Here is a 22,750-nt window from a genome sequence, read left to right on the forward strand (position 1 = left end):
TCTTGGATGCGAGGGTCAGGTTGCGGGAACGGGTTTTCGCGACGTCAGCGTGCGGCCATCGGGTCCGAACAGATAGGCGTCGGCGATCTCGAAGCCGGCCGTCAGCCGGGCGCCGACACTGATGGGCGACACCTTGTTGAGCTGCACCGTGAAATTGCCGGTGCCGCTGTCCGAATTGGTTGCTTGGAGGGGGGAAGCGTCGAGGTAGAGAACCGTTTCCCGTCCCAGATGTTCGACCAGCCGCACCTGGCCAGGGAACGATGCCTGGCCTGCGTCTGCCCGCTCGAGCACATGCAGGTTTTCCGGTCGGATTCCGACGGTCACCGCGTCGCCAGCCGAAATGCCGACCGGATCAATGTCGCCGAAGGCAAATGCCGGCATTCCCGCCGCCGTCAGCGTCAGGCTGGCCGCGCCGACGGTTTCCACCCGCGCTTCGATGAAGTTCATGCGCGGCGCGCCGAGAAAGCCGGCGACGAAGATGTTGGCCGGGTTGGCGTAGAGCTCGAGAGGGGAGCCGACCTGCTCGACCTGCCCTTTGTTCAGCACCACGATCCGGTCCGCCATGGTCATGGCTTCGATCTGGTCGTGGGTGACGTAGACCATGGTGGAGCCGAGCTGGGCATGCAGGCTCGAAAGCTCCACCCGCATCTGCGTACGCAGCGCTGCGTCGAGGTTCGACAGCGGTTCGTCGAACAGAAACACCTCCGGCGAGCGGGTGATGGCGCGGCCGATCGCGACACGCTGGCGCTGCCCGCCGGACAATTGCTTGGGTCGTTTGTCGAGCTGCTCCTCAAGGCGAAGGATTTTGGCGGCGCGCTTGACGGCGGCATCGATCTCCGCCTTTGGCCGCTTCGCCATCCGCAAGCCGAAGCCCATGTTTTCCGCCACGGTCATGTGCGGGTAAAGCGCGTAGGACTGGAACACCATGGCGATGCCGCGATCGCCGGGTTCTTCCCGGGTGACATCGTGGCCGTTGATCACGACCTGGCCGGAATTGATGGTCTCAAGCCCGGCGATTGTCTTCAGCAAGGTCGACTTTCCGCAGCCCGAAGGCCCGACCATGACGACGAATTCGCCCTTTTCGATCTTCAGGTCGATCGCCTTCAGGGCATGATAGCCGGCGTAGTGCTTGTCGACCTTGCGCAATTCCACGCTGCTCATCGCGAGGCGCCTTTCCGTGTCTGCCGGTTGCGTCCGTATGGTCCGACCTGAAATCCTGAAGCGAAGATCATCCCTTGACCGCCCCCATGGTGAGGCCACTGATGAAGTGCTTCTGCATCAGGAAGAACATGACGACCGGCGGCAGGGCGACGAAGATCGTTGCCGCCGAAATGATGTTCCAGGCCGACGTCCACTCGCCGCGCAGATTGTTGAGCCCGGCAGTTACGGGTTTGACCGCGTCGCTCTGGGTCAGCACGATCGCCCAGAAATAGTCGTTCCAGATGAAGGTGAAGGTGAGGATGGCGAGCGCCGCCAGTGCGGGCCGCACCAGCGGAACCACCACATGACGCAGCACCTGGAAGGGCGAAGCCCCTTCGGCGCGCGCGGCCTGGAACAATTCGCCGGGCAAGGCGGCGATGAAGTTGCGCATGAAAAGCGTCGCAAAGCCGGTCTGGAAGGCGATGTGGAAGACGATCAGGGCGTAGACGGTGTCGTAGAGGCCGAGCCTCACCATCAGATCACGCACCGGGATCATCATGATCTGGGCCGGCAGAAAATTGCCGCCGACAAACAATGCGAAAATGAGGTTTGAACCGCGGAACGGATAGCGGGACAGGACGAAGCCGGTCAACGTCGACAGGATCAGCACGCCGATCACCGAGGGAACGGTGATCAGCAGGCTGTTGAGGAAGAAGCGCAGCATCGCGGTCTGTTCGAAGACCGCCGTGTAATTCTCGATCAGGCTGAATTTCTGCGGCCAGCCCCAATAGTTGCCCGCCATCAGCTCTTCGTTGGAGCGGATCGACGTCAGCATCACGGCGAAGAGCGGCAACAGCCACAGCGCGACGACCAGGGTCACGCCGCCGACATAGAGCGCACGCTGGAGCTTGGCGTCTTCAGGGATCGGGCGGGGATACATCAGGCATTGCTCCGTTCGGCCTTGATGAGGCCTCGCAGGTACCAGGCGATGAAGACGATCATGATGGCGAAGAGAACCGTGGCGATCGCTGCGCCGTAGCCGAAGCGATAGGAAAAGATCGATTCCTCGTACATCTGGTAGGCGAGCACCGTCGACGAGCCATACGGGCCGCCGGTGGTCATGACCGCGACCATGTCGAAGGAGCGCAGCGCGCCGATCACCGTGACCGCGATGGCGATGAAGCCGACCTGCGACAGTTGCGGCAGGACCACATGGCGCAGCATGCGCCAGCCGCGCGCGCCGTCGACGCGTCCGGCGCCGATCAGGTCCTCGTTGAGGTTGTTCAGGCCGGCCAGGAACAGCACCATGCAGAAGGCGATCTGCGGCCACAGACCGGCGGTGGCCACCGCGAAGGTGGCGAAATTCTCGTCGGAAAGCAGCGCCGGCGCGGTGCCGCCGAACAGGCCGAAGATCAATTGCAGCAAACCATAGGTCGGATCGTAGACCCAACCGAAAACGACGCCCACGGTCACCGTGGCCAGCACCAGCGGGACAAAGAACAGCGATTTCAGGATGCGCATGCCGCCGATCTGCTGGTTGACGATCAGCGCCAGCGCGAGGCCGATCGGCGGCGCCAGCATGAAGATCAGCAGCCAGATGATATTGTTCTTGAGCGAGACGTAGAATTGCGGGTCTTCGGCCAGCTCGACATAGTTGGCGAGGCCGACCCAGGTCTTCGCGCCGATACCGTCCCAGTCGTGCAGCGAAATCCAGACCGTCTCGAAGGAGGCGGCAAGAATCACCAGGCTGAACAGGATGAGACCCGGCAGAAGGAGAAGTGCCGGTGTCATCCAATGACGATTTCTGCGCCAGAAGCGGGGCATGGGAATTCATCCAAAAGAGAGACGGGACCGCCGGGAGAGGCGGCGGCCCGTCAGGTCCGGGAGGACTAACCGAAGATTCTCTTGCGGGTCTTTTCCAGCCGCTCGAGGATCTGCTCGCGCCGTTCGGGCTTGACCATGAATTCCTGGAGCCCGGTCATGCCTTCCTGGGCCATGTCCGGATCCGTGTCGCGATCGTAATATTGCGACGTGCCGACCACCTTCTTCAGTTCCTCGACCGCGGCGTTGACCAGCGGATCCTTGCTGGGCGGGCAGTCGTTGCGCGGCGGGATGGCTCCCTCGGCGGCGAGGAAGGCGCCCAGGTTCTCCGGCTTGTAGAAATAGGCGAGGAAGTCGCGCGCGCCTTGCTTGTTCTTGGCGTTGGCAGGCACGTGAATGGAGTTGACGGAGAAATCCTCATACCGGGCGACGCCGGGGACGACTTCGGGAAACGGCGCATAGGCGAGTTGCGGAACGTCGGCCTCCGGGAAGGCGGATCTGACGAAACCGCCGAGGTCCAGCATGGCCGCCTTCTTTTGCGCCAGCGCCGCACCTGCCTGTTCCCAGCCGAAGGAACTGTGGTTGGGCGAGAAGAAACCGGCCTTGATCAGATCGTTCCATTTGTCGAAGACGGGCGTCAGCATCGGATCGGTGTACTGGACCTTGCCGTCCATCAGCGCGATGTGCTTGTCGAGACCGTTGATGCGCAGGTTCATGTGGTCGAACCAGCCACCTGCGGGCCAAAGCTCCTTGGTGCCCATGCTCATCGGGATCATGCCAGCGGATTTCGCGGCCTCGCCGAAGGCGAGAAGGTCGGTCCAGGTCTTCGGCGGGGTCCAGTTGTGTTCGGCAAAGACGTCCTTGCGGTAGAACAGGCCCCAGAGCAGGCCGCCCATCGGCAGGCCATACTGCTTGTCGCCGACAGTGACGGCGCTGGTCGTGGCGCCGAGCACGCTCCTGTAGTTCTCGCGGGCAAACAGATCGGAGATGTCGTCGAACAGGCCCTTGTTGACGAACGCCTTCATGCGGTTGCCGGAGAACCAGAAGCAGATATCGGGGGCGCCGACGACGAGATAGCTGCGGATCGCGGTCTTGTGCGCCTCGTGATCCATGTTGTTGATGGTGACCTTGGCGCCGGATTTCGCCTCGTATTCGGCCGCCAGCCTGTGCAGGATGTCGCGTTGCCCGACATTGCTGAGGTTGGAGATGATGGTGATTTCCTGCGCCTGCGCCAGGGCCGGCAAGCAAAGCCCGCTTGCGGCGGAAGCGGCGAGGGCTGCGCCGGTGCCCTTCAGGAAACGGCGCCTTGTCGTGGACAGAGTCGTGACGTCGATGGCCATGGCTATTTTCTCCTCCCTGAGAGCAGCCGGATTCCGATTGAACCGGGGCAAGTCGTAGCGTATGCATATGAAGTCGGTCAATAGTTAATTTACAAAATTAATAATGAGGCAAGAAATGAAACTCAAGGGTGATCAGCAGACATCGCGCGCCATGAACCGACGATTGATCCTGAACATGATCCGCGCCGACGGACCGATGAGCAGGGCAGACATGGCGACGCGCAGCGGTCTGAGCCCGGCTGCGGTGACCTTCGTGGTCTCCGAGCTCTTGGACGAGAACATCCTCGTCGAGGGAGAAGCCAGCCTGGGGGCGCCAGGGAGGCGGCCTATCCCGATCAGTATAAATTATGCGGGCCGCCTGGTCGTAGGGCTCAAGCTGAAGGCCGGCGCCATCGATTGCGTGCTGACCGATCTTGCGACGACCCCGCTTGTCTCCAGGCAGGTGGCGGTGCCCGACCCGTCGCCTCAAAGTACGGTCGAGGCCTGCGCGGCCGCCGTCAAGGAATTGCTAGCGGACCGCAAGGCGCCGAGCGGCGCGCAGCTAAGCGGCATAGGCATCGCGGTGCCAGGTGTCATCGACAATGGCGTTTGCCGGCTCAGCCACCGGTTCAACTGGATCGACGTACCAATCGCGGCCATGCTCGCCGAACTCGTGCATGTGCCGGTCTGGGCTGACGACGACACCAATGCTTTCGCGCTGGCGCAGCAATTGTTCGGCCTCGGCCGGCATCATCGCACGGTCGGCGCGTTGGCGATCGGAGCCGGCATCAGCTGCGCCGTGGTGATCGACGGGGCCGTGCATCACGGCGCAAGCGGTGCCGCGGGCAAGATGGGGCACTCCATCTACAATCCGAACGGGCCACAATGCGAATGCGGCCGGCGCGGCTGCCTGCAGACCTTCTTCTCGGAGCCGGCCCTGGTGAGGCGGTGGCGTGAAGCGAAAGGCCTGCCGGGCGAGGCCTCCCGCCATGACATGTTCGAAGCGGCCCAGGCCGGTGACGAGACCGCCGTGGAGATCCTGCGCGAAGCCGGCGAAGGCATAGGCCGGTTCCTTGGCGGCTTCTGCAACATCATTGATCCGGAGGTCATCGTCGGCGGCGGTGAAGCGGTCAGCTTCGGCGACTATCTGTTCGAGCCGATGCGCGACGCGTTGAAGCGCTATGCGATGTGGAACCCGCCGCCGATCACGCCTGACTGGGCCGACGATTCCTGGGCGCGTGGCGCTGCCGCATTGGCTACCCAGAGGCTTTTCGATTTCGAAAGCAGGCCTGGGGAGACCAGGGCGGTCATGTAAACGAGGACCCGATCAAGTCTGGCGGCGCTTGCCCGCGAGGCTCAAATCCAGCGCCGCACCCGCTTGGCGTAGTCGCGGTATTTCTTGCCGAATTTCGCCGCCAACACCTTCTCCTCCTTCTCGATCGCCAGCTTCTGCGTGGCGAAGGCGGCGATGAAGGCAAACAGCAGGAACCAGGCGATCCCGGTGATGAAGGCGACGCCGATCAACAGCAGCGTGTTGGCGAGGTACATCGGGTTGCGGGTGATCGAGAACGGACCCGAAGTGACGAGATGGTCGGGCACCGCGTTGGGATTGAAGGTCGTCCTCGCCCGCAGCATGACGCGGATCGCCGTGAACCAGAGCGCGGCGACGAAGAACAGCGCCACCCAGCCGGCGGCAAACATAAGGTCGCCCAACAGGTCGCCGATCCACGGCAGCGGAAAGAAGAGGCCAAGCACGACGCTGGCGGCGATGGCAATGACATAGATCAGCGGCGGCCACGGGATGAGCCCGGGTTTCGGCTGACTGTCGGTCATTGCTGTCCTCCCTCCGTCGCGTCGTCAGTGCTCGCCGTGCAGGCGCCGGCGAGATCGGCGAGATGCGCCTTGAACTCCGGTGTCTGGTCGCCGTCGTAGAGCCTGTCCAGCGTCCCTTCGCCCTGCAGCGTATCGAGCATGCAGCCACAATAGCTCGTACAGAATTTGCTGTCGCGCTGCTGCTCGCAGGATATCTGGCAGGATCTGAGGAAGCTGGCGTCCTGGTCCAGCGGCGCCGCCGGCATCACCTGCGAAAACAGCCAGACCGAACCGAACAGCAGCGGCTGGTGGATCAGATAGAAGGCGAGGCTGTGGCGGCCGATGAAGACCAGCGGGTTCGACCAGCGGCCGGGCGCTAGCTTCGCCAGCCGGGCGAGCAGGCCGGACGTGGAGGCAAGTTTCGCCGCGGCAATGCCCAGCAGCACGGCGCCGAACCATGGGAAGAGCGGCACGTAGTCGTTGGAGCGCGGATTGGTCGCCGACAGGCCGACCCACCACAGCGCCGGATGGTCGAAGGCTTGCGAGCGCAGATAGAGCGGGGCGGCGATCACAAGCGCCGCGACGGCGATCGTCACCAGCGAGGGCAATCGCAGGAAGGCGAGGCCGAGCAGAGAGGCGAGCGCGATCTCGTGCAATATGCCGAAGAAGATGAAGCCATCGGGCGTGGCGATGCGGGTGATCAACGATATGGCCAGCGCCGCCACGGCGACCATGGCGAAGCGCTTCCAGAAGCCCGGCCAGCGGATCTTCCTTCCATGGGCGAGGAACAGGCTGACGCCGACCAGGAACAGGAAGGTCGAGGCGATGCAGCGCGCGTAGATCTTCCACCAGCCGAAGGCGGTGAGGCCGGGATCGGTGTAGCCGAAATTCTCGAGGTCCCAGGTGAAATGGTAGCTCGCCATGGCCAGCAGGGCCAAGCCGCGCACGATGTCGATGGCGACGATGCGTCCTTGCTTCGGCGTGTCCTGAACAGGTTCGGCCGGCGTTTGAAGGCTCATCGTGTCTCGCATTCCGATTCAGTGATGCCAAACGACTATCATGGTTCAACCAGACAAAAGAAGGCGGGACTGCTGTGGCATGCATCAATCTGCCCGCCGTTTTCCTCCGGGCGGTTCGAGGGGTGGCCGAGCCTGGGTTCAGCGTTCGCCACGGGCGGGCTGCTGGCGGCGGCCGTGGCTTTGTCACCTGACGGCGTCTGCCGAAGTCGCTCTAGGGTTTGGGCGAAAATGCCTGATACCGCGCGCGCACCCATTCGTGGAAACGGTGCAGGTCGTATTCCTCCGGCATCAGCACGCCGGCCTTGTGGCGCATCGAACGCAGGCCCTTCTGGTTGACCTCGCAGATCGCCGCGTCCTCTTCCAGCACCTGCCTGCCGAAGGCGACGATGTTGTCGATGTCGGCTTCCGGCGAGGCGAGCGCTTCGGCCGGGAACAGCCATTCGGCCGACAGTTCAGTCTGCTCCGGGCCGAGCGGCACCAGCCGTACGGTGCGGACATAGTCGACATGGCCGACGATGAACATCGACGGCAGGCTCGTGGCGTAGGTCTGGCCGGCGGCGCATTCGGCCGGCGTCAGGCCGGCAAACACCGGACCGTGCACGTGGCCGTCGCGCGACCAGGTCTCGGCGCCGGCGCGCAGGCCGCCGGAGAATTCCGGCGCGTCATTGTCGGCGTGGCGCGCGCATTCGGGATCGTCGTGCCTCGCCATCAGGCCTCGGCCATAGATCGGCACCAGCCGCGACAGGTCCTTGTGGACGCCGGGGCAATGCAGGCACTCGTTGAAGTTCTCCCAAAAGATCTTCCAGTTGCAGTTCATCACCTTGCGCAGCGCATGGCCGGTGACCAGCGTCTCCAGCGGCCAGTTGGCGAGATTGCCGGAAGCCCGGTCGAAGGAGGCTTCCGCCGAGCCGGCGGCATCTCCGGCGAGGTTGATGAAGACGAAGCCGCGCCACACCGACAGCGCCACGCCATAGAGCGGATAGTCGGCCTTGTCGAAGCCTTCGGGCAGCGACTTCGACGGCACGCGCACGAGGTCGCCGCGCAGCGAATAGGACCAGGCGTGGTAGGGGCAGGTCAGCAGCCTGGCCTTCAGCCTTCCCTCGCTCTCCTGGCAAAGCTGCGAGCCGCGATGCCGGCAGGTGTTGTGGAAGGCGCGCAATTCGCCGGCCTCGTCGCGCAGCACCACGATCTCCTGCGTGCCGACGCGGAATGTCCTGAAAGCCAGCGGCTGGGCAAGGTCGGCCTCGCGGCAGACCAGCAGCCAGCTTTTGTACCAGATCGCGTCGAGGTCACGACCGTAAGCCCCGGCATCCCAATAGGCCGACGAGGGCAGGGTCGGCTCAAGCCTGGTCAGGCCGGTGTAGAGGTCGTCGCTCGGTTTGGGCTGCATAGGCGGCTCCCTGAATGGTCCAGCCGACACCCGGCCAGGATGTTTGTCAATCGCTCGCGCCGTGGCCATTGTGGCACGCAATCGCCGCCCCTAAGGTCGGCGCTTCACAAGTCGGGTGCCCAGGGACAGTTCATGCCGCCAAGGACAATGTCGCTCACCGAGGAGCTGGTCGCGCGCTGCTTTCGCGTCGTCGAGGACAGCGGGCCTGATCCCAACGCGATGCATCTGGACGATGCCGACTATGAAGCGATGCTGGACACGCTCGAGGCTGAGCTGCCTGGCAGCGAACCGCTCTGGCTGTTCGGCTACGGCTCGCTGATCTGGAAGCCCGAGATCGATCATGTCGAGGAACGGGTTGCGGTCGCGCGCGGCTGGCACAGGTCCTTCTGCATGAAGATGACGCGCTGGCGCGGCACCAGGGAGCAGCCTGGCCTGATGATGGCGCTGGACCGGGGCGGGCAGTGCAAGGGCGTCGCCTTCAGGCTTGGCGACGCCGACCGGCGCCAGCAGCTCGACAAGGTTCTGCGGCGCGAAGTGACACTGAAGCCGACCAGCTACCATCCGCGCCTGCTCAACCTTTCGAGCGACGGCGGCACGTTGCGGGCACTGGCCTTCGTCATCAACCGCAAGGGCACAACCTATGCCGGCCCGCTTGAGGAAAAAGAGGTGGTCGAAAGGCTGGCGACATCCTGCGGGCACTGGGGATCGGGCGCAGACTATCTTTACAACACGGTGAAGAACCTCGAGCAGCGCGGCATCCATGACCGCCATCTGTGGCGGCTGCAGCATCTGGTTGCCGAGCGGATTGCCGCGTCGGACAGCTAGGCCCGGTGGCGCATTTGCGCTGGTGGCCGCCGGAATTTGGTTTGCCGGGCGCGACGATTCTGCCTATAGTCCTGCCGTCGTCGGTTCCGTTTTTGGAGCCAAGAGGGAATGCGGTGAGGGCGAATTCGTCCAATGCCGTGGCTGCCCCCGCAACTGTGTGCGGTAGTCCTCTCCAAGACCACTGAGGAAAATCCTCGGGAAGGTGGGGAAGGGCGCTGATCCGCGAGCCAGGAGACCTGCCGGCGACAGAAACGTTGAATTCTATGCCCTCGGGTGGAGGGCGAAAGGACAAGACATGACGACCGCTTCCGTCTCCCTCGGCACCTCCGTCTCCTCGCAGTCGCGCTTCATGCAGCTGGCCATGGCCGCGTTGCTCGGCATTTTCGTCGTCGGCTTTGTCGGCTTCTCGCATCTCGATGCGGTCCACAACGCAGCTCACGACTACCGCCACTCGATGGCGTTTCCCTGCCACTGACAAGGGCCTGACATCATGAACCTGTTTCGCAACGTCGTGTTCATCGCGGCGATTGCAGGGCTCGTGGCCGGCGTCGTTCTCGCTTGCCTGCAGGCCTATGCAACCGTGCCGCTGATCCTCAAGGCGGAAGTCTACGAACAGGCCGGCGGCGGCCATCATCATGATCATGCCGCGGCGCCTGCCGAGACCGGCGACGCCATGAGCTCCGCCGCTCCGGCCGGAAATGCCATGAGTTCCGCGCCGGCTCCGGCCGAAGCGGCCGCGCCAGCGGAAGACGAGGGCTGGGCACCGGCCGACGGCTTCGAGCGTTTCGCCTTCAACGTCGTCGCCAACATCGTCACCGGCATCGGCTTCGCGCTGATCCTGGTCGCGGTTTCGGAATTCGCCGGTGGTATCGGCAACTGGCGCCAGGGCGTGTTCTGGGGTCTCGCCGGCTTTGCCGTGTTCACGCTGGCGCCGGGCCTCGGCCTGCCGCCGGAACTGCCGGCGATGCCGGCCGCCGAACTCCTGCCGCGCCAGATCTGGTGGACGGCGACAGCGGTCGCGACCGCCGCCGGACTCGGCCTGATCGCTTTCCGCAAGTCGCTGCCGCTGGCGATCCTGGCCGTGGCCCTGATCGTCGCGCCGCACATCGTCGGCGCGCCGCAGCCGGAAAGCTTCGAGACGCCGATTCCCGAAGGCCTGCATCACCAGTTCGTGGTGGCGGTGACGGTCACCGACCTGGTGTTCTGGCTGGTGCTGGGCGCTGCCGTCGGCGTGGTGCGCGGCCGCTTCACCGGCACGGCCACCAGCCTGCGCGACAGCTTTGCCTGATCGCAGGGGACTGACCTTCATCATCGGCGGTGCGCGCTCCGGCAAGAGTGCGCATGCCGAAACCCTGGTGACGGCGAGTCCCTCGCCATGGGCTTACATCGCCACCGCGGAAGCCTATGACGATGAGATGCGCGAGCGCATCGCGCTGCATCGGGCGCGTCGCGGCGAGGGCTGGGCGACGGTCGACGCGCCGCTCGATCTTGCCGCCGCGATCGAGGCGCTGCCTGACCACCAACCCGTCTTGATCGACTGCCTGACTCTGTGGCTGACCAATCATATGCTGGCCGAGCGCGACCTCGATGCGGAATGCCGGCGGCTTGTGGATGTTCTATCGCGGCCGCGCGGGCCGTGGTTCGTGGTGTCCAACGAGGTCGGCCTGGGCATCGTGCCCGACAATGCGCTGGCGAGGCGGTTTCGCGATGCGGCCGGCCGGCTCAACCAGCAGGTCGCCGCCGTCGCCAATACGGTGCTGCTGATGGTGGCCGGTCTGCCGCTGAAGGTGAAGTGAGATGACTGAGACCGATGACAAGGATGCCGAGCGCCACCGCGCCAAGATGGCCAAGCGCAAGGCTGTGCAGGATGCCGAGGTGGCGGCAAAGACGATCGAGAAGGGGCTGCTGATCGTCAACACCGGCCCGGGCAAGGGCAAGACCACGGCCGCCTTCGGGCTGGCGCTCAGGATGCTCGGCTACGGCAGGCGCGTCGGCGTCGTGCAGTTCATCAAGGGCAAATGGCATACCGGCGAGAAGGACGCCTTCGCCGCCTTCGGCGACCGCGTCGTCTGGCATGCGATGGGCGAGGGCTTCACCTGGGAGACGCAGGACCTGAAGCGCGATATCGCCGCCGCCGAGGCCGCCTGGGCAAAAGCACTGGAGCTGATGGCGGATCCGTCGATCAGCCTTGTCGTGCTCGACGAGCTCAACATCGCGCTGCGCTACGACTATCTCGATCTGGAAAAGGTCGTTGCCGCGCTGAAGGCGCGCCGTGCTGACCTGCATATCATCGTCACCGGCCGAAACGCCAAGCCGCTGCTCGTCGAGGCGGCCGATCTCGTCACCGAAATGGGCCTCACCAAGCACCATTTCTCGGCGGGCGTGAAAGCCCAGCAAGGCATCGAGTTCTGATCACATCGTCAGATAGATCAACAGCGCCGACAGCATGCCGAACAGCGCGATCAGCAGCCAGTCGGCCACCTGGTAGAGCTTCAGCGCCTGCCTGATGTCGAGGCTTTCCGCCTCGCGCCGGCCGCCTTCGCCCATGTAGGCATCCTCGACGACCACGCCGCTGTAGCTGCGCGGGCCGGCCAGGGCGAGACCCAACGCGCCGGCCATCGCCGCCTCCGGCCAGCCGGCATTGGGCGAACGGTGCTTTTTCGCGTCGCGCCGCATGGCCTGCCAGGCGTTGCGGGGGTCCGCGCCTTTGACGAAGAAGGCAGCCAGCACGATCAGCAGCCCTGTCAGCCGCGATGCCGGCAGGTTGATCCAGTCGTCGAAGCGCGCCGCCGCCCAGCCGAAGGCCTCATGGCGCGGCGTGCGGTGGCCGATCATCGAATCGGCGGTGTTGGCGGCCTTGTAGGCGACGCCGCCGGCCAGGCCGCAGACCCCGGTCCAGAAGGCCGGAGCGACGATGCCGTCGGAGAAATTCTCGGCCAGGCTTTCGATCGCCGCGCGGGAAACGCCTGCCTTGTCGAGCTTTTCGGGATCGCGGCCGACGATGCGCGAGACGGCGATGCGGCCGAGCGTAAGGCCGCCGGTGTCGAGCGCGTCGGCCACCGCCTCGACATGATCGGCCAGGCTCTTCTGCGACATGAGCGTCGACGCCAGGATCGCGGTGATGATGAGGCCGACCGGAAACATCTGCCAGAGCAGGAGCTGCACGGCAAAAGCGATGGCCGCCGGCACCAGAACAATGACCAGCAGAGCCATGACGCCCCGGCGGCGACGCTGAGCGTCGGAATCAGTGGCGCGGTTGAGCGCGCGATCGAGAAAGGATATCAGCCTGCCGAACCAGGTGACGGGATGGCCGATGGCCCCGAACAGCCAGTCCGGGTAGCCGAGTGCCCGCTCAATGACCAATGACAGGAAGGCAATCAGTATCGACATGAAGCTTCTTGATGGAGCGATTGCGGCAGTGGATCACGGCGGATCCCTTGGCCGGGCGAGCGCGCTCTTCCCTCACGCGCCACGGCCTTTCGTCGATCTCTCGACGGGTATCAATCCGCACTCCTATCCAATTTTCGAATTGCCCGCCACCACCCTGTCGCGATTGCCGGAAGCGGCGCGGCTCGGCGAACTTCGAGCGGTCGCGGCCGGCGCCTATGGCGCGCCGTCGACGGCGCATGTGGCGGCCGCGCCCGGCACGCAGATCCTGCTGCCGCGCGTTGCCTCGCTGGTGAAGCCCGGCAAGGCGCTGGTGCTCGGGCCGACCTATGCCGAGCACAGCCGAGCCGCCGCCATCGCCGGCCATGCGGCGGCCGACGTCGATGATGTCGAAGCGCTTGCCGAGGCCGACCTCGCCGTTGTCGTCAACCCCAACAATCCGGACGGTCGCGTCGTCGAGCGCGAAAGACTGCTTCAGCTTGCCGCCCACCTTCGCGCCAAGGGCGGCCTGCTGGTCGTCGACGAGGCGTTCATGGATGTCGGGCCGGGAGGGGAAAGCCTGGCCGGCGATGTCGGGCCGGGAGGGGAAAGCCTGGCCGGCGATGTCGGGCAGGGCGGCATCGTCGTGCTGCGTTCCTTCGGCAAGTTCTTCGGCCTTGCCGGTGTCAGGCTCGGCTTCGCGCTGGCCGACACGCTGACGGTCCAGCGGCTGGAGACGCAACTGGGACCCTGGGCGGTGGCAGGCCCGGCGCTTGAATACGGCATCCGCGCGCTTGGCGACCTCGATTGGCAGGCCGCCATGCGTGGGCGGCTGGCGCAGGACGCGGCGCGGCTCGACAAGCTGTTCGCCCGGTTCGGCGCTACCGTGGCCGGCGGCACCACGTTGTTCCGCTATCTGCGCCTGCCCGAAGCCGCCGGCCTGTTTTCGGCGCTGGGTGAGCGCGGCATCCTGCTCCGGCATTTCGCCCTGCGGCCACAGGTCCTGCGCGCCGGACTGCCGGGCGATGAGGCCGAATGGCAGCGGCTCGAAGCGGCGCTTGCCGACTGGGCCTCATTGCGCGAGGATCGGACGAAGGAAACCAACCCATGATCCATGTCTGTTCGCTGTCGAAGGTCGAGGAGACTGTGGCGAGAACCGGCGCGCAGCGCCTGCTGTCGTTGCTTGCCGCTGGCACCGAAGTGATGCGCCCGGCCTCGATCGTGGCGGAAAACCACTTGCATCTGGTCATGCACGATATCGCCGTGGCCCAGGAAGGCATGACCATGCCGGGCGAGGAGCATGTCCGCGCGCTGCTCGATTTCGGTTATCGCTGGGATCGGGCAAAGCCGCTGGTCGTGCATTGCTATGCCGGCATCAGCCGCTCGACCGCCTCGGCCTATATCATTGCCGCGGCGCTGGCGCCGAAGCGCGACGAGGTCGAGCTGGCGCAGACGCTGCGCGCGCTCTCGCCCTCGGCGACCCCCAATCCGCGGCTGATCGCCGTTGCCGATGCCTTGCTTGGCCGTGATGGCCGCATGATCGCCGCGATCGAAGCGATCGGGCGCGGCGCCGACGCTTTCGAGGGCATACCTTTCGAGTTGAAGATCGAAGCCTGAACCCCTTCGGATTACGACAGCCAGTCGGCGAGCTTTGCCTTGCGCACATCCCTGACCAGGCTGATGAAGCCGTCGGCCTGATGCTCGGCGGTCAGCCGGCCTTTCTCGGCCGTTGCGATCGAGGCGTCGCCGACCACGCCGTTCGGGTTGAGGTCGCTGGCGATCCAGGCGAAGGCGTGCGTGCCGGTCTGGCGCAGCAGGGCGAATTCCTTCTCGGCGCGGCCGACATTGGAAACGAAATTGTCGGCCTTGCCCATGTCGACGAGGTCGGGCCGGAAATGCAGCATCAGCGAGGTCTCGACGTCGCCGCCATGGATGCCGTGGCGGTCCTCGAGCTCGGTGTACATGCCGGCCGGACGGCCGAAACGCTGCCAGCTCGTCTTCACCGCCAGTATTTTGACCCGCACGCGCAGCTCGCGCGTGATGATGCCCATGATCTCCTCATTGCCGCCATGCGAGTTGACGACGATCAGCTTTCTCACCCCGGCCCTGGCGATGGAGAGGCCGAGTTCGGTCCAGGCATCGACCAGGGTCGTTGCCGGCAGGGTGAGGGTGCCCGGCGCATGCAGATGTTCGTTGGATTTGCCCACCGCCTGGACGGGCAGGATACGGATGTCGAGATCGGCGGGCAGGCGGGCGATGACGGTGTCCAGCATGCCGTTCATGATCGAGGTGTCGGTCGACACCGGCAGATGCGGTCCGTGCTGCTCGATCGCCGCCACCGGCAGCACGGCGATCGTCGCCTCCGGGTCGATGGAGGCGTATTCGGTCGTCCGGTAGTCGCCCCACCACACGCGTCTGTTCGCAACGGTCATGTCGTGCCTCTTCAAATCATCGCGCCAGACCTAGCGCGGCTGGCATCGCCTGTCGATCATCCGGCGGCGATCACCTCGACCTCGACCTTGAATTCCGGCCGGGCGAAACCGGAGACGATCATCAATGTCGAGGCCGGCGCCGGGCTGGCGAACAGCCGGTCGCGCACCTCCATATAGGGCCTGAGGAAGGCGCGGTCGGTGACATAGGTGTTGATGCGCACGACGTCGGCAAGGCCAAGTCCGGCCTCGCCGAGAATCGCTGCTACGTTTGCGAAGCAGAGTTCGGCCTGCGCCCCGGCATCTTCGGGAATCTGGTCGTCCGCGGTCATGGCGACCTGGCCCGAACACAGCACCAGGCGCTTGCCGGGAGGCACTTCGACGCCGTGGCTGTAGCGGGCAAAGGGCGGCTTGATCGACTTCGGCGCGAGGAATCGGAACATGGCAATCTCCTGTCTCAGCCTAATGCATGTCGCCCAAAAATGTGCAGCGGTTTTGGGATAACGACATGCATGAAGCAACAACCTAAGCGCGTCGCATTAGTGCCGTTGAGGCGCGACGGGCTTTAGGTAGGGCACGATCAAAGACGCCTTCAAGATGGCTGTGCCCATCGTCCTTGCGATTATGGACAGGCGTCCAAAAAATAGGCACGATGCCTCTCGTACAGCATGACCCGTCCGCTGCTAGCAGCGACTGTCGCGCGAGCAGGCGGCCCAGGCGGTGGCATGTGTCTTGCTTCTTGAACCAATGGTGTCGAGCCCGGCGCGCAGCGCGTCGGAGCAAATTGAGGGTGATGTTCATGGTCGGAAAACGGAAGATCCTGGCGGGCGCTGTCGTCCTGCTTGCGGCGGGCACGCTGGGCGCGGCCGCCAACGAGAAAGTCACCTTCGGCACCAACTGGCTGGCCGAGCCGGAGCATGGCGGCTACTACCAGGCGGTCGCCGACGGCACCTATGCCGCGTGCGGCCTCGACGTCACCATCATGCAGGGCGGCCCGCAGGTCAGCGGCCGGCCGATGCTGCTGGCCGGCAAGATCGATTTCTATATGGGCGGCAACCTTCTGTCGGCCTTCGACGCCGTGCAGCAGGGCATTCCGATGCGCGTTGTCGCCGCCGACTTCCAGAAGGACCCGCAGGTCATCATGTCCCAGCCCGGGCAGGGGCTGGACAAGTGGGAAGACCTGAAGAACGCCGACCAGTACATCCTCGGCGACGAGGGTGCGCAGACCTTCTTCCAGTGGATGGTGACCGAGCTCGGCTTCGATGCCGCCAAGCGCGTGCCCTACACGTTCAACCCGGCGCCGTTCATCGCCAACAAGAAGTCGATCCAGCAGGGCTACGTCACCTCGGAACCGTTCGCGGTGCAGAAGGCGGGCGGCTTCGTTCCGAACCAGTTCCTGCTCGCCGACTATGGCTGGGATACCTACGCGACCACCGTCGAGGTTATGCAGGACACGATCGACAAGCGGCCGGAGGTGGTGCAGTGCTTCGTCGATGGCTCGGCCAAGGGCTGGTACAACTACCTCTACGGCGACAACAAGGCCGCCAACGACCTGATCAAGAAGGACAATCCGGATATGACGGACGAGCAGATCGCCTTCTCGATCGAGCAGCTGAAGAAGTTCGGCGTGGTCGATTCCGGCGATACCGAAAAGCTCGGCATCGGCGGCATGACGGAAGCGCGTATCCAGAGCTTCTACGACAAGATGGTCAAGGCCAAGGTGGCGCAGCCGGGCATCGACATCAAGAAGGCCTATACGCTGGCCTTCATCAACAAGGGCGTCGGGCTGGACCTGAAGAAGTAACCGTGAAGCTGGAGAAAGTGGCGCAGGCGCCGGCAACGGCATCGGGTGAAGGCCCGATGCTGTTGGCGCTGCGCAATGTCGGCAAGGTCTTTTCCAACGGCGTGACGGCGCTGAGCGACGTCGACCTGACAATCCGCGAAGGCGATTTCCTCAGCCTTCTCGGACCGTCGGGCTGCGGCAAGTCGACGGCGCTCAGGCTGATCGCCGGCCTGTCGACGCCGACCTCCGGGCTGCTCGACTGGCGCGGCGGCATCGACCGCTCGAACATCGGCTTCGTCTTCCAGGAGCCGACGCTGCTGCCCTGGGCGAATGTCTTCGACAATGTCTGGCTGCCGCTCAGGCTGAAGGGCGTGTCGCGCGCAAAAGCCGAGCCCGCGGTGATGGCGATGCTGGCGCGCGTGCATCTCAACGGCTTCGAAAATGCCGTGCCGCGCGAGCTCTCCGGCGGCATGAAGATGCGCGTCTCGATCGCGCGGGCCATGGTGACCAAACCGCGCATCCTGTTGATGGACGAGCCCTTCGCGGCGCTCGACGAGATCACACGCTTCAAGCTCAACAACGACCTTCTGGAACTGTGGCAGGACGAGCGCTTCACCGTCGTCTTCGTCACCCACAGCGTTTTCGAGAGCGTGTTCTTGTCCAGTCGCGTGGTCGTGATGGCGGCGCGGCCGGGCCGCGTTCACGGAGAGCTTGCCGTCGACGCGCCCTATCCGCGCGATGAGGCGTTCCGAACCTCGCCCGATTATGCCGCGCTCTGCCGCCAGGCGTCCGACGTGCTGGTCAACGCCATCAATTCAACCGCCGGACCGCACCATGACGGCCATTGAAGACACAGTCCTGAAGCTTGATCCCGAAGAGGCGCGCCGCGTCCGCCAGGAGCGGCTGGAACGGATCGGCAGATGGGTGCTGCCGCTGGCGATCATGGTGCTGGCGATCTGGCTGTGGGACCGCATCTGCGTCTGGAACGAGATCCCGCAATACATCCTGCCGCGCCCGGGCGTGGTGCTGCAGACGCTGCATGACGATGCCGGTCTGTTGTTTTCCTCGCTGCTGGTGACGCTCAGGATCACCTTCCTCAGCCTGCTCCTTGCGGTCATCGGCGGCGTCGGGCTGGCGGTGCTGTTCGCGCAGTCGAAATGGGTGGAGATGTCGTTCTTCCCCTTCGCCATCGTGCTGCAGGTGACGCCGATCGTCGCCATCTTCCCGCTGATCAACATCTACATCAACAACCAGACGACCAAGCTGCTGCTCTGCGCCTGGATCGTCGCCTTCTTCCCGATCCTCTCCAACACCACGCTTGGGCTGAACTCCGTCGACCGCAACCTGCGCGATTTGTTCAAGCTCAACGGCGCGACCCGCTGGCAGCAATTGCGCTATCTGCGCCTGCCGGCGGCGATGCCCTATTTTCTTGGCGGGCTGAAGATCGCCGGCGGCCTGTCGCTGATCGGCGCGGTGGTGGCGGAGTTTGTCGCCGGCGCGCAGGGGCAGTCGTCGGGGCTCGCCTCGCGTATCATCGAGGCCGGCTATCGGCTCAACGCGCCGCGCCTGTTCGCGGCGCTGATCCTGATCTCGCTCACCGGCATCCTGATTTTCCTGGTGCTGTCGCTGGTGTCGCATCTGATCCTGCGCCGCTGGCACGAGAGCGCGCTGAAGCAGGAGCGGTAAGATGGTGTCTGTCCGCGTAATCCGAGGAGTTGCGGCTTGATACCGGCCTCTGGTTCTTACCATCTCGCGAATGTCCGCGTTCACCAGTCGCTGACGCCTGGCTTTGCCGCGGCTTTCGACAGCGACGGCTTCGCGCTCGCCGACATCGCCGTGGCCGACGGCAAGATCGCCAGCATCGTCGCGCGCGGTCGCTCGAAAACGCCGGCCGATGCCATCGATCTTGCCGGCCGCATCGTGCTGCCGTGCTTCGTCGACTGCCACACCCATATCGACAAGGGCCATATATGGCCGCGCAAGCCAAATCCCGACGGCACTTTCATGGGCGCGCTCAATGCCACGGGCGCCGACCGCGCCGCGCGCTGGAGCGCGGAGGATGTGGCGCGGCGCATGGATTTCTCGCTGCGCTCCGCCTACGCGCACGGCACCAGGGCCTTGCGCACGCATCTCGACAGTGTCGCGCCGCAGGAGGAAATCTCCTGGCCGGTGTTCGAGACGATGCGCGAAAAGTGGCGCGGTCGGATCGAGCTGCAGGCGGCCTGCCTGCTGGGCATCGAGAGCGTGCGCGACAAGGCCTGGTTCGAGCGGTTGGCGAAACGTGTCGCCGCCGCCAAGGGCGTGCTCGGTGTCGTCACCTATATGGTGCCGGACCTGGAAGAACTTCTCGACCAGGTCTTCGCCCAGGCGATCAAGCACGGGCTCGACCTCGATTTCCACGCCGACGAGACCGACGATGTCGCGGCGATATCGCTGAAGAAGATTGCCGAGGCCTCGCTGTGGAATGGTTTTGACGGCAACATCCTGGTCGGCCATTGCTGCTCGCTCTCGCGCCAGCCCGACCTTGAAGTGCTGGACACGCTGGACAAGGTGGCGAAGGCAGGGCTCGCCGTGGTGTCGCTGCCGATGTGCAACCTCTATCTGCAGGACCGGCGCAGCAACAACACCACGCCGCGCTGGCGGGGCGTGACGCTGCTGCATGAGATGAAGGCGAGGGGCATTGCGGTCGCCGTCGCGTCGGACAACACACGCGATCCGTTCTACGCCTATGGTGATCTCGACATGCTCGAAGTCTACCGCATGGCGACGCGCATCCTGCATTTCGACCACCCGGTCGGCGACTGGCCGCAAGCGGTCGCGGCGACGCCGGCCAAGGTGATGCGGCTGGAGGGCTTTGGTACACTCAGCGCCGGCGGCAGCGCGGACTTCATCGTCTTCAAGGGGCGGAGCTGGACCGAAATGCTGTCGCGGCCAGAATCGGATCGCATCGTCGTGCGCGAGGGCAGGGCGATCGAACGGAAACTGCCCGACTATGCCGAACTCGACGAATTGATGGTGTGACGATGGATATCGCAGCGCTGAAGCGTGACCTCGAAGGGCTCAAGATCGACGACCATCCGGCGATCGTCCAGCAGAAGAGCCGCGACTTCTACTGGTACAGCCCGGTGCTCAAAGCACAGCTCGACCATGTCACCGGCGACCTGATCGTCACGCCGAAGAGCGAGGACGAGGTGATCCGCGTGCTCGCGGCATGCCATCGGCGCGGCGTCCCGGTGACGCCGCGCGGCAGCGGCACCGGCAACTACGGGCAGGCGATGCCGCTGTCCGGCGGCGTGGTGCTGAACCTCGCCGAAATGAACCAGGTCAAGGCGATCGCACCGGGGCGGGTGGTCACCGGACCGGGCGCGGTGCTGGCCGAGATCGACAAGGCGACGCGCGCGCATTCGGCGCAGGAGCTGCGCATGTCGCCCTCGACCTACAACACGGCGTCGATCGGCGGCTTCGTCGCTGGCGGTTCGGGCGGCGTCGGCTCGATCCGCTGGGGCGGCTTGCGCGACCTCGGCAATGTCATCCGGCTCCGGACCGTGACGATGGAGGCGGAACCGCGCGTCATGGAACTGACCGGCGAGGAGGTGCTCAAGGTCATGCACGCCTACGGCACCAACGGCATCATCACCGAGGTCGAGATGCCGCTGACGGCGTCCTATGACTGGATCGATGTCATCGTCGGCTTCGACGATTTCATGGACGCGGCCGGCTTCGGCAACGACCTCGCCATCCAGGACGGCATATTGGCGAAGCTGATCACGCCGATCGCCGCACCGATCCCCTACGACTATTTCAAGCGGCACCAAAAATTCTTCCGACGCGAGCAGAGCATCGTGGTGTGCATGATCGCGCCGCATGCGATCGAAGCCTTTGTCGCCTTCGTGAAGAGCGGCAAGGGCGAGATCGTCTTCCGGGCCGACCAGGAGGCCGATCTCAAGGGGCTGCCGCCGGCCTACGAATTGACCTGGAACCACACGACGCTGCGGGCGATCCGCGTCGATCCGACGATCACCTATCTGCAAGCACGCTATCCGTCGCCGGATCATCTTGCCCACGTCAAGGCGATGGTCGACCGCTTCGGCGACGAGGTGCCGGCGCATCTGGAATTCATCCGTTTCGACGGCGCGATCGGCGCTGCCGGCCTGCCGTTGGTGCGCTACACCACGCAAGAGCGGCTGGACGAGATCATCCGCATCCACGAGGATAATGGCTGCTGGATCTTCAATCCGCACCGCTACACGCTGGAAGAGGGCGGCATGAAGCGGACCGACGATGTCCAACTCGCCTTCAAGCGCGAGACCGACCCGCAAGGCCTGCTCAACCCCGGCAAGATGATCGCCTGGGAGAACCCGGACTATGATTACCGCTCCGGCAAGTCGTTCCTGTTCAAGGGGCTGCAAAAGGTGGGGTGAGACGATGACGGGCGTTTGGCGCTGCACCCCCCTCTGGCCTGCCGGCCATCTCCCCCTCAAGGGGGGAGATCATTCGCTCCGCCGCTTTCGCCAACCTCCAACGTTGCAAGGACAGGCGTGGCGGAAAAGGGTGCCTGGCGCTGACCTAGGGAAACTCCTCCCGTGAACGTCCTCGTCCTCTACGCTCATCCGGTGGAGACCAGCTTCAATGCCGGCCTGCACCGGACGATCGTCGAGCGGCTGAGCACGGCAGGTCACACGATCGACGACTGCGACCTCTATGCCGAGGATTTCGATCCCCGGCTGACGCGGGCCGAACGGCTCGGCTACCACGACCAGCGCGGACCGGATGACGCCGTGGCCGGCTATGTCGAAAGGCTGCGGAAAGCCGAAGCGCTGGTGCTGTCATTCCCGGTGTGGAATTACGGCTATCCGGCGATCCTGAAAGGCTTCTTCGACCGCGTCTTCCTGCCTGGCGTGTCGTTCAAGCTGGTCGACGGCAAGGTGCGGCCGACGCTGCACAACATAAGCAAGCTCGCCGCTGTCACCACCTATGGCGGCAGCCGGTTCCGGGCCCTGCTGATGGGTGACCCGCCGCGCAAGGTGGTCAAGCGCATGCTGCGCGCCACCATCAAGCCGGGCGCCTCCGTCTCCTACCTCGCGCATTACTCGATGAACCTCTCCACCGACGCGTCGCGGGCGGCCTTCACGGCGAAGGTCGCGGCGAGCATGGATCAATTCTGATGCGCGTGCTGGTGGTCTATTGCCATCCGGTGCCCGAGAGCTTTTGCGCATCGATCCGCGACAGTGCCGTCGAGGTGCTGACCCGACGCGGTTGGGAGGTCCGGCTGCTCGATCTCTATGCCGAGAATTTCAACCCGGTGATGAGCTGCGAGGAGCGGCGTTTCTACAACGAGCGCGCGCCGCAGGATCCGGCGCTCAAACCGCATTTCGAGCATCTCATGTGGGCCGAGGCGATCCTGTTCGTCTATCCGACCTGGTGGTACGGGCTGCCGGCAATGCTGAAGGGCTGGCTCGACCGGGTCTGGGCGACCGATGTCGCGTTCAAGCTGCCGGCCGGCAAGGGGCGGATCACGTCGCTGATGCGGCATGTGACCAAGGTCGGCGTCATCACCACCTGCGGCGCGCCGACCTGGTGGAGCGTCGTCGTCGGCCAGCCCGGCCGCAAAACCATACTGCGCGGCATGCGGGCGCTGTGCGCCACGCGCTGCCGGACCTTCTTCCTGGCGCATTATCTGATGGACGCCTCGACGCAGAAGAGCAGGGCGGCGTTCCTGGCGAAGGTAAGGGCGCGGTTGGAGAGGTTTTGATAGCCTTCTTCGCCCCGTTTACGGGGAGAAGATGCCGGCAGGCAGATGAGGGGCGGCGCTTCACTGGCAGAACTTGGCGCTGCCCCTCATCCGC

General features: G+C 64.8%; 25 protein-coding genes and 1 riboswitch. Of the genes, 15 read left to right on the forward strand and 10 right to left on the reverse strand.

Annotated elements, in window-relative coordinates; all coding sequences use genetic code 11:
- Window positions 1-15 precede the first annotated feature (15 nt).
- From EN786_RS10150 to EN786_RS10165, 4 genes are all read right to left on the reverse strand, one after another.
- Window positions 16-1,161 (reverse strand): ABC transporter ATP-binding protein, encoded by a 1,146-nt coding sequence (locus EN786_RS10150; protein ID WP_127309401.1) that lies wholly within the window; start codon window positions 1,159-1,161, stop codon window positions 16-18.
- A 67-nt stretch (window positions 1,162-1,228) separates the two neighbouring features.
- Window positions 1,229-2,080 carry a carbohydrate ABC transporter permease gene (locus EN786_RS10155; RefSeq protein WP_127285127.1) on the reverse strand — a complete coding sequence of 284 codons (852 nt, stop codon included), beginning with the start codon at window positions 2,078-2,080 and terminating at the stop codon, window positions 1,229-1,231.
- Entirely contained in the window at window positions 2,080-2,964 is an 885-nt protein-coding gene (locus EN786_RS10160; protein ID WP_127309400.1) for a sugar ABC transporter permease, read from the reverse strand. The genes EN786_RS10155 and EN786_RS10160 overlap by 1 nt, the downstream gene beginning before the upstream one ends.
- 65 nt (window positions 2,965-3,029) lie before the next feature.
- Complete coding sequence (locus tag EN786_RS10165; protein WP_127285125.1) at window positions 3,030-4,301, reverse strand: ABC transporter substrate-binding protein; 1,272 nt, start codon at window positions 4,299-4,301, stop codon at window positions 3,030-3,032.
- A 115-nt stretch (window positions 4,302-4,416) separates the two neighbouring features.
- Here EN786_RS10165 and EN786_RS10170 point away from each other — a divergent pair, with 115 nt between their 5' ends.
- The gene (locus EN786_RS10170; protein ID WP_127285124.1) at window positions 4,417-5,595 is read left to right on the forward strand and encodes an ROK family transcriptional regulator; all 1,179 of its coding nucleotides are present in this window, start codon (window positions 4,417-4,419) and stop codon (window positions 5,593-5,595) included.
- A 41-nt stretch (window positions 5,596-5,636) separates the two neighbouring features.
- Here EN786_RS10170 and EN786_RS10175 read toward each other — a convergent pair whose 3' ends face one another.
- From EN786_RS10175 to EN786_RS10185, 3 genes are all read right to left on the reverse strand, one after another.
- A complete protein-coding gene (locus tag EN786_RS10175; RefSeq protein WP_127285123.1) occupies window positions 5,637-6,113 on the reverse strand; it encodes an isoprenylcysteine carboxylmethyltransferase family protein in 477 nt (158 codons plus the stop codon).
- Window positions 6,110-7,111 (reverse strand): DUF1624 domain-containing protein, encoded by a 1,002-nt coding sequence (locus tag EN786_RS10180; RefSeq protein WP_127285122.1) that lies wholly within the window; start codon window positions 7,109-7,111, stop codon window positions 6,110-6,112. The genes EN786_RS10175 and EN786_RS10180 overlap by 4 nt, the downstream gene beginning before the upstream one ends.
- Before the next feature lie 211 nt (window positions 7,112-7,322).
- Window positions 7,323-8,501 carry an aromatic ring-hydroxylating dioxygenase subunit alpha gene (locus EN786_RS10185; protein ID WP_127285121.1) on the reverse strand — a complete coding sequence of 393 codons (1,179 nt, stop codon included), beginning with the start codon at window positions 8,499-8,501 and terminating at the stop codon, window positions 7,323-7,325.
- Between the two features lie 132 nt (window positions 8,502-8,633).
- Between EN786_RS10185 and EN786_RS10190 the strand changes: the two genes are divergently transcribed.
- The 5 genes from EN786_RS10190 to cobO all read left to right on the forward strand — a co-directional run bounded on the left by EN786_RS10190 (window position 8,634) and on the right by cobO (window position 11,738).
- Window positions 8,634-9,326, forward strand: coding sequence for a gamma-glutamylcyclotransferase (locus EN786_RS10190; RefSeq protein ID WP_127309399.1), 693 nt, complete (start codon window positions 8,634-8,636; stop codon window positions 9,324-9,326).
- A gap of 64 nt (window positions 9,327-9,390) precedes the next feature.
- Window positions 9,391-9,585: riboswitch (cobalamin riboswitch) on the forward strand.
- Between the two features lie 36 nt (window positions 9,586-9,621).
- Entirely contained in the window at window positions 9,622-9,801 is a 180-nt protein-coding gene (locus EN786_RS10195) for a CbtB domain-containing protein (RefSeq protein WP_126054052.1), read from the forward strand.
- Window positions 9,802-9,816: 15 nt separating this feature from the next.
- Complete coding sequence (locus EN786_RS10200) at window positions 9,817-10,614, forward strand: CbtA family protein (protein ID WP_127285119.1); 798 nt, start codon at window positions 9,817-9,819, stop codon at window positions 10,612-10,614.
- Window positions 10,607-11,122 (forward strand): bifunctional adenosylcobinamide kinase/adenosylcobinamide-phosphate guanylyltransferase, encoded by a 516-nt coding sequence (gene cobU, locus EN786_RS10205; protein WP_127285118.1) that lies wholly within the window; start codon window positions 10,607-10,609, stop codon window positions 11,120-11,122. Before EN786_RS10200 ends, cobU begins: the two co-directional genes overlap by 8 nt.
- Before the next feature lies 1 nt (window position 11,123).
- Entirely contained in the window at window positions 11,124-11,738 is a 615-nt protein-coding gene (cobO, locus tag EN786_RS10210) for a cob(I)yrinic acid a,c-diamide adenosyltransferase (protein WP_127285117.1), read from the forward strand.
- Here cobO and cbiB read toward each other — a convergent pair whose 3' ends face one another.
- Window positions 11,739-12,716, reverse strand: a complete 978-nt coding sequence (gene cbiB, locus EN786_RS10215) for an adenosylcobinamide-phosphate synthase CbiB (protein ID WP_127285116.1) — start codon at window positions 12,714-12,716, stop codon at window positions 11,739-11,741. It lies immediately after the preceding gene.
- Between cbiB and cobD the strand changes: the two genes are divergently transcribed.
- Both cobD and EN786_RS10225 read left to right on the forward strand, forming a co-directional pair.
- On the forward strand, window positions 12,715-13,803 hold the full coding sequence (gene cobD, locus EN786_RS10220; RefSeq protein WP_127309398.1) for a threonine-phosphate decarboxylase CobD: 1,089 nt from the start codon (window positions 12,715-12,717) through the stop codon (window positions 13,801-13,803). The genes cbiB and cobD overlap by 2 nt on opposite strands.
- Window positions 13,800-14,309: a tyrosine phosphatase family protein gene (locus tag EN786_RS10225; RefSeq protein WP_127309397.1), complete on the forward strand. Its 510-nt coding sequence runs from the start codon at window positions 13,800-13,802 to the stop codon at window positions 14,307-14,309. Before cobD ends, EN786_RS10225 begins: the two co-directional genes overlap by 4 nt.
- A gap of 11 nt (window positions 14,310-14,320) precedes the next feature.
- On the opposite strand, the gene EN786_RS10230 is transcribed toward EN786_RS10225, so the two are convergent.
- Window positions 14,321-15,124 carry a creatininase family protein gene (locus EN786_RS10230; protein ID WP_127309396.1) on the reverse strand — a complete coding sequence of 268 codons (804 nt, stop codon included), beginning with the start codon at window positions 15,122-15,124 and terminating at the stop codon, window positions 14,321-14,323.
- A gap of 56 nt (window positions 15,125-15,180) precedes the next feature.
- Window positions 15,181-15,564 (reverse strand): RidA family protein, encoded by a 384-nt coding sequence (locus EN786_RS10235; protein WP_127284956.1) that lies wholly within the window; start codon window positions 15,562-15,564, stop codon window positions 15,181-15,183.
- 356 nt (window positions 15,565-15,920) lie between these two features.
- On the opposite strand from EN786_RS10235, the gene EN786_RS10240 reads away from it, so the two are divergent.
- The 7 genes from EN786_RS10240 to EN786_RS10270 all read left to right on the forward strand — a co-directional run bounded on the left by EN786_RS10240 (window position 15,921) and on the right by EN786_RS10270 (window position 22,656).
- Complete coding sequence (locus EN786_RS10240; RefSeq protein ID WP_127284955.1) at window positions 15,921-16,925, forward strand: ABC transporter substrate-binding protein; 1,005 nt, start codon at window positions 15,921-15,923, stop codon at window positions 16,923-16,925.
- Window positions 16,926-16,927: 2 nt separating this feature from the next.
- On the forward strand, window positions 16,928-17,752 hold the full coding sequence (locus EN786_RS10245; RefSeq protein ID WP_127284954.1) for an ABC transporter ATP-binding protein: 825 nt from the start codon (window positions 16,928-16,930) through the stop codon (window positions 17,750-17,752).
- Window positions 17,739-18,590: an ABC transporter permease gene (locus EN786_RS10250; RefSeq protein WP_127284953.1), complete on the forward strand. Its 852-nt coding sequence runs from the start codon at window positions 17,739-17,741 to the stop codon at window positions 18,588-18,590. The genes EN786_RS10245 and EN786_RS10250 overlap by 14 nt, the downstream gene beginning before the upstream one ends.
- 36 nt (window positions 18,591-18,626) lie before the next feature.
- The gene (locus tag EN786_RS10255; protein ID WP_127284952.1) at window positions 18,627-19,925 is read left to right on the forward strand and encodes a cytosine deaminase; all 1,299 of its coding nucleotides are present in this window, start codon (window positions 18,627-18,629) and stop codon (window positions 19,923-19,925) included.
- 2 nt (window positions 19,926-19,927) lie between these two features.
- Window positions 19,928-21,325 (forward strand): FAD-binding oxidoreductase, encoded by a 1,398-nt coding sequence (locus tag EN786_RS10260; RefSeq protein WP_127284951.1) that lies wholly within the window; start codon window positions 19,928-19,930, stop codon window positions 21,323-21,325.
- A gap of 162 nt (window positions 21,326-21,487) precedes the next feature.
- Window positions 21,488-22,069 (forward strand): NAD(P)H-dependent oxidoreductase, encoded by a 582-nt coding sequence (locus tag EN786_RS10265; RefSeq protein WP_127311992.1) that lies wholly within the window; start codon window positions 21,488-21,490, stop codon window positions 22,067-22,069.
- Window positions 22,069-22,656, forward strand: coding sequence for an NAD(P)H-dependent oxidoreductase (locus tag EN786_RS10270; protein WP_127311991.1), 588 nt, complete (start codon window positions 22,069-22,071; stop codon window positions 22,654-22,656). The genes EN786_RS10265 and EN786_RS10270 overlap by 1 nt, the downstream gene beginning before the upstream one ends.
- Window positions 22,657-22,750 lie beyond the last annotated feature (94 nt).

Source organism: Mesorhizobium sp. M4B.F.Ca.ET.143.01.1.1, from assembly GCF_004792275.1.
In the GTDB taxonomy this organism is placed as follows: domain Bacteria; phylum Pseudomonadota; class Alphaproteobacteria; order Rhizobiales; family Rhizobiaceae; genus Mesorhizobium; species Mesorhizobium abyssinicae.